Here is an 8,502-nt window from a genome sequence, read left to right as displayed (position 1 = left end):
CGATGGAGATGCTCGCCCGCAGGCCGCGGGAGAAGCCCAGCGCAGTGCCCGTACCGTGACGTCCTCCTGACCAAGGCGCTCCGACGCCACCCCGCACACGGCGCCGGCTTGCGGCACTCCCGTCGTCGGTGGATGCGTCATCAGGAGCGGGACTCAGTACTCGAGGATCCTCCCGATCGGTTCGCGCTTCTCGGCCTGGAACCTGTCCTCCGCCCGGCCGTAGGCCCAGTAGCCGGACAGCGAGACCTGCCCGCGGTCCAGCCCGCGCTGCGTGAACAGGACGTCGCGCAGGGCCTTAATCGCCCCCCGTTCCCCATGGACGAAGGCATCCACGCGCCCCGCCGGCCACGTCGCCGCAGCGACTGCCGCCGGAAGGAGCGGAGTGGTTCCGGGTGCGGCCCCGTTGCGTAGCAGCCAGGTGACCCGGACTCCCTCCGGCTTGACGAGGTCCAGGACGTCGGCAATGGTGTCCACCTCGAGGAACGCCAGGCCCCGGGCCGTGGCGTCGAGCGCTTCGAGTCCCGCGCCGATGGCCGGCAGCGCTGAGTCATCGCCGGCGAACAGGTACCAGTCGGCCGTCGGGTCCGGGGACCACTTGCCCGAGGGCCCCATGAGTACCAGTGCATCGCCGGGGCTCGCCCGCGCCGCCCAGGGACCCGCAATGCCCTCGTCGCCGTGCACCACGAAGTCGATGGCCAGGCGCTGCGCTTCGAGGTCCATCCAGCGGACGGTGTACGTGCGCTTGACGGGCATTTCGTCGGGGGCACGTTCCGCGGCCAGCGCCTCGAGGTCATAGGGCGGCGTGAGTCCGAGTTCGGGTCGGGCGAAGAGCAGCTTGGCGTATTTGTCAGCGGCGTCGTTGTCCTTCAATTCCGAGAACCCCGGTCCGCCCGCGATCACCCGCACCATCGTCGGACTGAGCCACTCGGTGCTCTGAACGGTCAGGACGGTCTGCGGTCTGGGCTTTCGTACAGGGGTCAGGCTCATGGGTTCGTTCTCCTCGGTGATTGCTTCAAGGCTAGCAACCGACCGCGGGCGCGGCCGTCGTGGTCGAAATCGACGACACCGGCCCGGGGCACCATCGACATCGAATCCGGGCATCATGAGACGATTTTCCGGGTGAGGATTCCCGTGCAGGCCGGCTGACCGCCCCCGGCCTTTGGGAATCCGCAGGAACCACTGGAAAGATGTCAGCATGCCCGTACCGCACTCCGCCCCCCGAGACACCCCCAGCACCTCCGGGATGGACGTGGTTCCGTCGCCGGCGCGGCGCATCAGGGCAGAGATCCTCATCGTGCTCGGCCTGTCGCTCGGCCAGTCCGGGGTGTACGCGGTGGTGAACCTCCTCGAGAAGCTGACCCGGGGTCCGCTGTCCGGCCAGACCACCACCCTCAACCCCGTCCTGAACGACCGCCAGTACTTCGACCTCACGTATCAGCTGCTCAGCATCTTCTTTGCACTCGTTCCGGTGGCGCTCGTGCTGTTCCTGCTGAGCGGACCCGGCATCTCCGCGTTCCGCCGTCTCGGTTTCACCTTCGCGAAACCTGGCACCGACTTCGGGCTGGGCCTGGGACTCGCCGCCGGCATCGGAGTCGGCACGCTGGGCGTCTACGCCGCCGGCAGGGCGCTCGGCCTGACGACGGCGATCGTCCCGGCCGCCCTCGACGCGTACTGGTGGACCGTGCCCATCCTGATCCTCTCCGCCCTCCGCCACGCGGTGCTCGAGGAGGTCATCGTGGTGGGGTACCTGTTCGAGCGGTTCGGCGAACTCCGCTGGACGGTGCCGGTCATCATCGTCACCAGCGCGCTGATCAGGGGAAGCTATCACCTGTACCAGGGTTTCGGGCCGTTCATCGGTAACGTCCTGATGGGACTGTTGTTCGGTTACCTCTATGCGAAGCGGCGCAGGGTGATGCCGCTTGTCATCGCCCACGCAGCGATCGACATCACAGGTTTCGTGGGGTTCGCCCTGTTCGGTCCGGCGATCGGCATCGGCGACTGAGCGCGCCCGGTCTTCCCTGCTCGTTTGGAGCATGAAAATGTGACTAAATTACCGCAGACTTCGGTGCTAGTTTGAAAGAGTCGCGGCTCATCCGCAGGCCGCCGAGGAGGAACCATGACAGTCATCACGAACGTCTCAGAATGCAGCGTCGGTAATTGTTCGTTCAACCATGATGGCTGTACAGCCATCGCCATCACCGTCTCCGGGAGCACCGACCACGCGTCGTGCGCCACGTTCATCGACACCTCGGTCAGTGGTGGTCTGCCGAAGATGCTCGCACAGGTGGGAGCCTGCCAGCGGGCGGAGTGCAACTACAACCACGACCTCATGTGCACGGCAACCGCAGTCAAGGTGGGCCCCGGTGCTGAGGACGCCGACTGCCTCACCTACACCCACGCCTAGGGCAGAACGGTTTACCTGCAGTGCCAGGGATGCCGGAAAAGCAGACAGGGGCCGGACTGGTTCAAGTCCGGCCCCTGCTCTTGCTCGGTTCCGTGGCGCTGGATCTTGACCGCGCTGGATTTCCGCGGCGCTAGACATGCGCAGCGCTAGATCTCTACAGTGCCGTTTGCCGTTTCGAAGGTCACCGACATGATCCCGGGAGTTCCGTTGGGCGCCACCCAGCGGACGTCGACGCCGTCGAGCGTCTCCTCGACCTGCGTACCGAGCCACTCGGTGACGCGTTCGGAGGATCCGGCGATGGTGAGGCAGTCGAGTTTCACCGTCGCGGGGCGGGCCTGGGACGGATGCAGTGCTTCGAGTCCGTCATCCCACCGCAGGAGGTAAGGGACCTGCGGATCGGCGATCAGTCCCTTGATGCCGATCTGCTGCCACGACAGTTCCTGACCGTCCGGGAACTTCCGGTTGCCGGGAACCGCACTGCGGCCGAGGCGCCCCTCGAAGGGCTCGAGGTTGTCGACTGCGACGCACCAGCCCATCCAGCCTCCACCGGCTTCGGAGCGCGCCCGCACGGCCTGCCCGAAAGGTGCCTTGTCCGACGCGGGGTGCGAAAGCACCTCGACGACTTCCAGATATTGTCCGTTGACCAGGGGGAAAATCATGTTCCGCGTGCCGAAGCGGGGGTGCACACCGCCCTTCACAGGCTCGATGCCGAGAGTGGTCGAAATCCGCTCGGCAGTGGCGGCCAGTCCATCGGGTTCGCAGGCGTAAGAGACGTGATCCAGGCGCATGGCTACATTTTGGCATTTTGTGATGGGCGTCTCGACTTAGGCGAGCCTTACTTCATACGGCGTCATTCGAACGCCCAGGAGTTGCCCGCGCCGCCGGTTTGGGCTTTCATTGACAGCAGGTCATGAGTGCCAGCGAAAAGCCCCGGCTCGCTGGCCGGCAACCCTCCATCCGCGGCGGGGTGCCCCGGGTGAAGACCAGGCGGAGCCCATACGGGTGCTGCGCAAGCGCGGGCCCATAAGCCCCGGCCGGTTCCCCCGGCGACGGCGAATGGGCCTCCATCGAGAGGGGATACCATGTCCAACGACTGGTCATTCGAAACACGACAGATCCACGCCGGACAGACACCCGACCCCGCCACAGGGGCGCGTGCGCTACCGATCTACCAGACATCCTCGTTCGTCTTTCCCAGCGCGCAGAGCGCTGCCGACCGTTTCGCACTGACTGAACTTGCACCGATCTACACACGGATCGGTAACCCGACACAGGAAGCGGTCGAGGTACGTATCGCGAGCCTCGAGGGCGGTGCCGGTGCGCTGCTGCTGGCATCGGGGCAGGCAGCCGAGACGTTCGCGGTGCTGAACGTCGCGGAGGTGGGGGACCACATCGTCGCGAGCCCCAGCCTCTACGGCGGAACGTTCAACCTCTTCCGGCATACGCTGAAGAAGTTCGGGATCGACTGCACCTTCGTGGAGGACCCGGACAACCTCGAGCAGTGGCGTGCCGCAGTGCGCCCCAACACCAAACTGTTCTTCGGCGAGGTGGTTTCGAATCCCCGCCAGGACGTACTCGACATCGAGGGCATCAGCGCCGTGGCCCACGAGCACGGCATCCCCCTGATCGTCGACAACACGCTGTCCACGCCCTACCTCATCCGCCCTCTCGAGTGGGGCGCCGACATCGTGGTCCATTCCGCCACCAAGTACCTCGGCGGCCACGGGAACGCCATCGCCGGAGTGATCGTCGATTCCGGACGCTTCGACTTCGCGAAGGATCCGGAGAAGTTCCCCGGCTTCAACACGCCCGACGAGAGCTACCACGGCCTGGTCTACGCGAGGGACCTCGGCGTCGGCAGCGCCCTCGGCGCAAACCTCGCCTACATCCTCAAGGCACGCGTCCAGTTGCTGCGGGACCTCGGCTCGTCGGTCTCACCGTTCAATGCGTTCCTGATCGCGCAGGGCATCGAAACCCTCAGCCTGCGGATGGAGCGGCACGTCGCGAACGCCCAGGCAGTGGCCGAATGGCTCGAACAGCACGACGACGTCGACTCGGTCGCCTACGCGGGGCTGGCCTCGAGCCCCTGGTACGAGCGCGGCCGCAGGTACGGGCCGCGCGGCACCGGTGCCATCGTGTCGTTCGACATCGCCGGGGGCATCGAGGCCGGCCAGCGGTTCGTCGACGGCCTCGAGCTCCACTCGCATGTGGCGAATGTGGGCGATGTCCGTTCGCTGGTGATCCACCCGGCCTCGACCACCCACAGCCAGCTGGGAGCGGAGGCGCAGCTGACGGCGGGGGTGCGTCCCGGGCTCGTGCGGCTTTCGGTGGGACTCGAGAACCTCCAGGACATCCTCGCGGACCTGGAGGCAGGTTTCCGAGCGGCGAAGGGGGCGTAGGCAGCCGGTGACCTCTTCCTTTCCCGCGCCGTCGTCCCACCTTCCCGTTGCAGGACCGGGGAGCGATGGCCTGCTGCAGACTGCATTCCTGGGTCCGATGGTCCTCGACGCCGGCGGCGAACTTCCCGACGTGCAGCTGGCCTTCGAGACCTGGGGCACCCTCAACGAGGATGCGACGAACGCAGTGCTGGTGCACCACGCCCTGACCGGGAGTTCCCATGTTGCCCGCGGCGTGTCCGATGAGGACGGGTGGTGGGATTCACTGGTGGGCCCCGGCCGCACCGTGGACACCGACAGGTACTTCGTGGTGTCCATCAACATGATCGGCGGCTGCTACGGCTCCACGGGACCGGCGAGCCTCGACCCCGAGGGGGTGCAGTGGGGATCGCGGTTCCCCTTCGTCACCATCCGCGATTCGGTCCGCGCCGAGGCCCTGCTGACGGACCGCCTGGGGATCCGGCGCTGGCATTCGGTTCTCGGCGGATCCATGGGTGGGGCGCGCGCCCTGGAATGGGCACTGATGTGTCCGGACCGGGTGGAACGGTGTGCAGTCATCGCCTGCACCGCGGCAAGCTCAGCCGAGCAGATCGCGTTCGGCCAGGCGCAGCTCCAGGCGATCCGCCTCGATCCGGCGTACGCGGAAGGCGACTACTACGGGGCGGAGCCTCCCGTCGCCGGACTGGGCCTCGCGCGGCGGATCGCCCATATCACCTACCGGTCCGAGGCGGAGCTCGGCGCCCGTTTCGGCAGGGCCGCACAGGACGTGGAGCAGCCGTTGGGCGGCGTGCTTCCCGCGGAGCGCGGGCGCTACCAGGTGGAAAGCTACCTCGACCACCAGGCGGAGAAGCTGGTGAACCGCTTCGACGCCAACAGCTACGTGATCCTCACCGAGGCGCTGATGAGCCACGATGCCGCACGGGACCGCGGGAGCCTCGCGCAGGCGCTGAGCGGGGCCACGGCACGGTTCTTCATCGCCGCGGTGGACACCGACCGCCTGTATTTCCCCGATCAGTCGGCGGTCCTGGCGGAGGCGCTTCCAGGGCAGGTTCCGGTGCACCTGATCCAGTCGCCGATCGGGCACGACGCGTTCCTGACCCAGATCCATCAGCTCGATCGGGAACTGACGGAGGCGTTCTTCAGCGATTAGGACTGCCCACCGCGGACCCGACCGGGATTCAGAGGTTGGGTTTAGCGGATATCGGGCCTAGGGTTGGAGCTAAGCCTGCTTAGTATGTAGCCCGGTCGTGGGCTGGATCATCGGCAGGCCGAACCGCAATCCACCGTCGTCGAAGGAGCTGTTCATGGAACTCAGTACTATCGGTTGGAATGAAGAAGCACGTCAGAAGATCCTTCTCGACGCCGACCGCGCCCTCCAGTCAGCGGTGCGTGAGGCAGCGGAAACCCTCAAGGGCAGCGGCCGCGACGAGATCTACGAGTTCCTGTTCAAGAAACTCGAGCCCCAGTTCGTCGACTTCAAGCCGGGTCCCGACCTCGGGAACTGCGCCGACGCCGTGGCGAACGGCGAGGTGTCGCTGAACGGCTGACGCGCTCGCGCGGGCAGGATCTCTCAGTCGGCGCCGTCGGTTCCTTCCGACGAAGGGACCGGAGGCGTTTCCCTCCGTCGTCGGGCGCCGTCCGCGACAGGCCTAGTCTGCTGCCCCGGGAGGCATTCCCGGGCCGAAGATGGTGCCCGGCTCCGGGCGCTTGGCGGTCACGCCGTCGCCCGAGGACTGGTGCCGGAGCCGCCGGAGAACCCAGGGGACAAAGAACTCCCGCGCCCAAACGAAATCCTCCGAGCGCGCCGTGCGCCAGCTTTTCGCCGGGAGGTCCTTGGGGCGCAGGGGTTCGAGGGTGTGTTCAACAGCGAGGGTGTCAAGGACCATCGCGGCGATGGTGTGGTGTCCCAAGGGGGAGAAGTGGAGGCGGTCGGCGGCCCACATCTGCGGATTCAACAGCAGCCGTAGCGCCCACATGTCAGCTACCACGGCGTCGTGGCGGGCGGCGATGGTCCGGAGATTCTCGTTGTAGATTGCGGTCTTGGCCCGGATACTCCCAAGCACGGTATCCCTGACGTCGGGGCCGGTCAGCATCAGCACCGTGGCCCCGTTGGTGCCGAGGATCTGCACGAGCGCATCGAGGCGTTCGGCAATCCGGTCGGGGTCCCCGCCCGGCCGGAGAAGGTCATTGCCGCCTGCCGAGATGGTGATGAGGTCCGGCTTCAGGGCGAGGGCCGGGCCTACCTGCTGGTCCGCGATCTGCTGAAGGAGCCGGCCGCGTACGGCGAGGTTCGCGTAGGCGAAGCTCGGGTGGTTGCGGCTGAGCTCCTCGGCGACACGGTCGGCCCAGCCGCGGTTGCCGCCGACGCTTTCCGGGTTCGGATCGCCGATCCCTTCGGTGAACGAATCGCCCAATGCCACGTAGCGGCCCCAGGGATGCGGCTGGGGGTAGGGGACTTCCTCGACCTGCGGTCCGGGCTGGTTGGCTGTCACGTTTTCATTCTTTCAGGCGAAGCGGTGGTGACGCGAACACCGGCACGCAGTTCGCATCCCGAGCGGTTTGCTGCCCGCAGGGCGCCTCATGACAAAATATGTCCATGACCAATGCTGACGAAAGCCCTATCGGCGACGATGTCGCCTGGAATCCGACCGTCCTGTGGTCGCGGCCGGAAACCGAGCGGCAGGGAACGCCGCTGCTGGTGCTGCTCCACGGGTACCTTGCCAATGAGGAAGACCTCATGGGTCTGACCTCCTACCTTCCCGAGGAGTTCACCGTCGTATCGGTGCGGGCGCCGCTCGCCGGGGGGCCGGGCTACTCCTGGTTCCCGCTTTCGCGCGAGGCCGATTACTCGGTGGACAAGGTCGCCGCATCGGTGGGCCGGCTCGCCGCCTGGCTCGGAGCCGTTCGGAGCGCCCACACCAGCGTCAGTCTGCTCGGTTTCTCCCAGGGGATGGCCGTCGCCACGAGCCTGCTGCGGCACGCACCGGAGGATTATGCCTGCGTCGTCGGGCTGTCAGGTTTCGCCGTGCCCGCTGAGGATTCCGCGTTCTTCCAGGATGACGACGACGTCGCAGCGGCCCGGGTGCCCTTCTTCTGGGGGCGCGACCAGGAGGACCAGGTCATCTCCGCCGAAATGATCGACTTCACGCATTCCTGGTTGACCGCCAATGCCAAACTCACCAAGATCCTGTATTCCAACATGCTGCACAGCATCAGCCAGCAGGAGCTTGCACACGTGCGGGAGTTCCTGGCGCTGACAGTGCTGGGACGGCGCTAGCCCCTCGTGATCCGCACGTTTTGGCCGTTGACGCTCACCGTGTCGCCAGGGTGGAGCTGCCTTCCGCGGCGTTCCTCGATCTCCCCGTTGACCTGCACCAGACCGTTGTCGACCAGGGCTTTCGCCTCTACCCCGTCCTCGGCCAGCGAGGCGAGTTTCAGTAGCTGGCCCAGCCGGATCATGTCATCGCGAATGGATATCTCGTCACTGTCGCCTGCGTCCTGCGCAGTATCTTCGCCGCTCATGATCCCATTCTGACGTAGTTATCCCACAAGCTGTGCCGTGGCTCTCGGGCGGCTGGGCGGATGAGTCTGGCCGCGCAGGACCACAGGCATCGCATAGGCAGACCGCACGGCATTGCGCATGGCAGTCCGCACGGCAACTCGGCTGCGGACACGGACGCGTGGGGCGGATCCCGAAGGTCC

Annotated in this window: 10 protein-coding genes and 1 riboswitch; of the genes, 6 read left to right on the top strand and 4 right to left on the bottom strand. The window is 66.5% G+C overall.

Translation table 11 applies throughout. The features are described 5' to 3' along the window. Positions 1-153 precede the first annotated feature (153 nt). Entirely contained in the window at positions 154-987 is an 834-nt protein-coding gene (locus Y705_RS0105440; protein WP_026532123.1) for a siderophore-interacting protein, read from the bottom strand. 256 nt (positions 988-1,243) lie between these two features. Here Y705_RS0105440 and Y705_RS0105435 point away from each other — a divergent pair, with 256 nt between their 5' ends. Then, entirely contained in the window at positions 1,244-2,002 is a 759-nt protein-coding gene (locus tag Y705_RS0105435) for a CPBP family intramembrane glutamic endopeptidase (RefSeq protein ID WP_026532122.1), read from the top strand. Positions 2,003-2,116: 114 nt separating this feature from the next. Next, positions 2,117-2,404, top strand: a complete 288-nt coding sequence (locus tag Y705_RS0105430) for a DUF1540 domain-containing protein (protein WP_026532121.1) — start codon at positions 2,117-2,119, stop codon at positions 2,402-2,404. A 146-nt stretch (positions 2,405-2,550) separates the two neighbouring features. Here the strand turns inward: Y705_RS0105430 and Y705_RS0105425 are convergent, their stop codons facing one another. Next, the gene (locus tag Y705_RS0105425; protein ID WP_026532120.1) at positions 2,551-3,192 is read right to left on the bottom strand and encodes a VOC family protein; all 642 of its coding nucleotides are present in this window, start codon (positions 3,190-3,192) and stop codon (positions 2,551-2,553) included. Positions 3,193-3,310: 118 nt separating this feature from the next. Next, positions 3,311-3,426, top strand: a riboswitch (SAM riboswitch). A gap of 60 nt (positions 3,427-3,486) precedes the next feature. Here Y705_RS0105425 and Y705_RS0105420 point away from each other — a divergent pair. The 3 genes from Y705_RS0105420 (at position 3,487) to Y705_RS0105410 (ending at position 6,347) form a co-directional block, all read left to right on the top strand. Beyond that, positions 3,487-4,803 carry a bifunctional o-acetylhomoserine/o-acetylserine sulfhydrylase gene (locus tag Y705_RS0105420; RefSeq protein ID WP_026532119.1) on the top strand — a complete coding sequence of 439 codons (1,317 nt, stop codon included), beginning with the start codon at positions 3,487-3,489 and terminating at the stop codon, positions 4,801-4,803. Between the two features lie 7 nt (positions 4,804-4,810). Further along, the gene (metX, locus tag Y705_RS0105415; RefSeq protein ID WP_026532118.1) at positions 4,811-5,950 is read left to right on the top strand and encodes a homoserine O-acetyltransferase MetX; all 1,140 of its coding nucleotides are present in this window, start codon (positions 4,811-4,813) and stop codon (positions 5,948-5,950) included. Positions 5,951-6,104: 154 nt separating this feature from the next. Further along, positions 6,105-6,347 (top strand): hypothetical protein, encoded by a 243-nt coding sequence (locus tag Y705_RS0105410; RefSeq protein WP_026532117.1) that lies wholly within the window; start codon positions 6,105-6,107, stop codon positions 6,345-6,347. Between the two features lie 102 nt (positions 6,348-6,449). Here Y705_RS0105410 and Y705_RS0105405 read toward each other — a convergent pair whose 3' ends face one another. Then, positions 6,450-7,292, bottom strand: coding sequence for an SGNH/GDSL hydrolase family protein (locus Y705_RS0105405; protein WP_026532116.1), 843 nt, complete (start codon positions 7,290-7,292; stop codon positions 6,450-6,452). Between the two features lie 104 nt (positions 7,293-7,396). On the opposite strand from Y705_RS0105405, the gene Y705_RS0105400 reads away from it, so the two are divergent. Further along, complete coding sequence (locus tag Y705_RS0105400; protein ID WP_026532115.1) at positions 7,397-8,077, top strand: alpha/beta hydrolase; 681 nt, start codon at positions 7,397-7,399, stop codon at positions 8,075-8,077. Here the strand turns inward: Y705_RS0105400 and Y705_RS0105395 are convergent. Then, positions 8,074-8,322, bottom strand: a complete 249-nt coding sequence (locus Y705_RS0105395; protein WP_026532114.1) for an RNA-binding S4 domain-containing protein — start codon at positions 8,320-8,322, stop codon at positions 8,074-8,076. The genes Y705_RS0105400 and Y705_RS0105395 overlap by 4 nt on opposite strands. Between the last annotated feature and the right edge of the window lie 180 nt (positions 8,323-8,502).

The organism is Arthrobacter sp. H41 (genome assembly GCF_000520535.1).
Lineage (GTDB): Bacteria > Actinomycetota > Actinomycetes > Actinomycetales > Micrococcaceae > Arthrobacter_D.
Note: the sequence above shows the minus strand (reverse complement) of the source record. Positions and strands in the feature narration are given on the sequence as shown.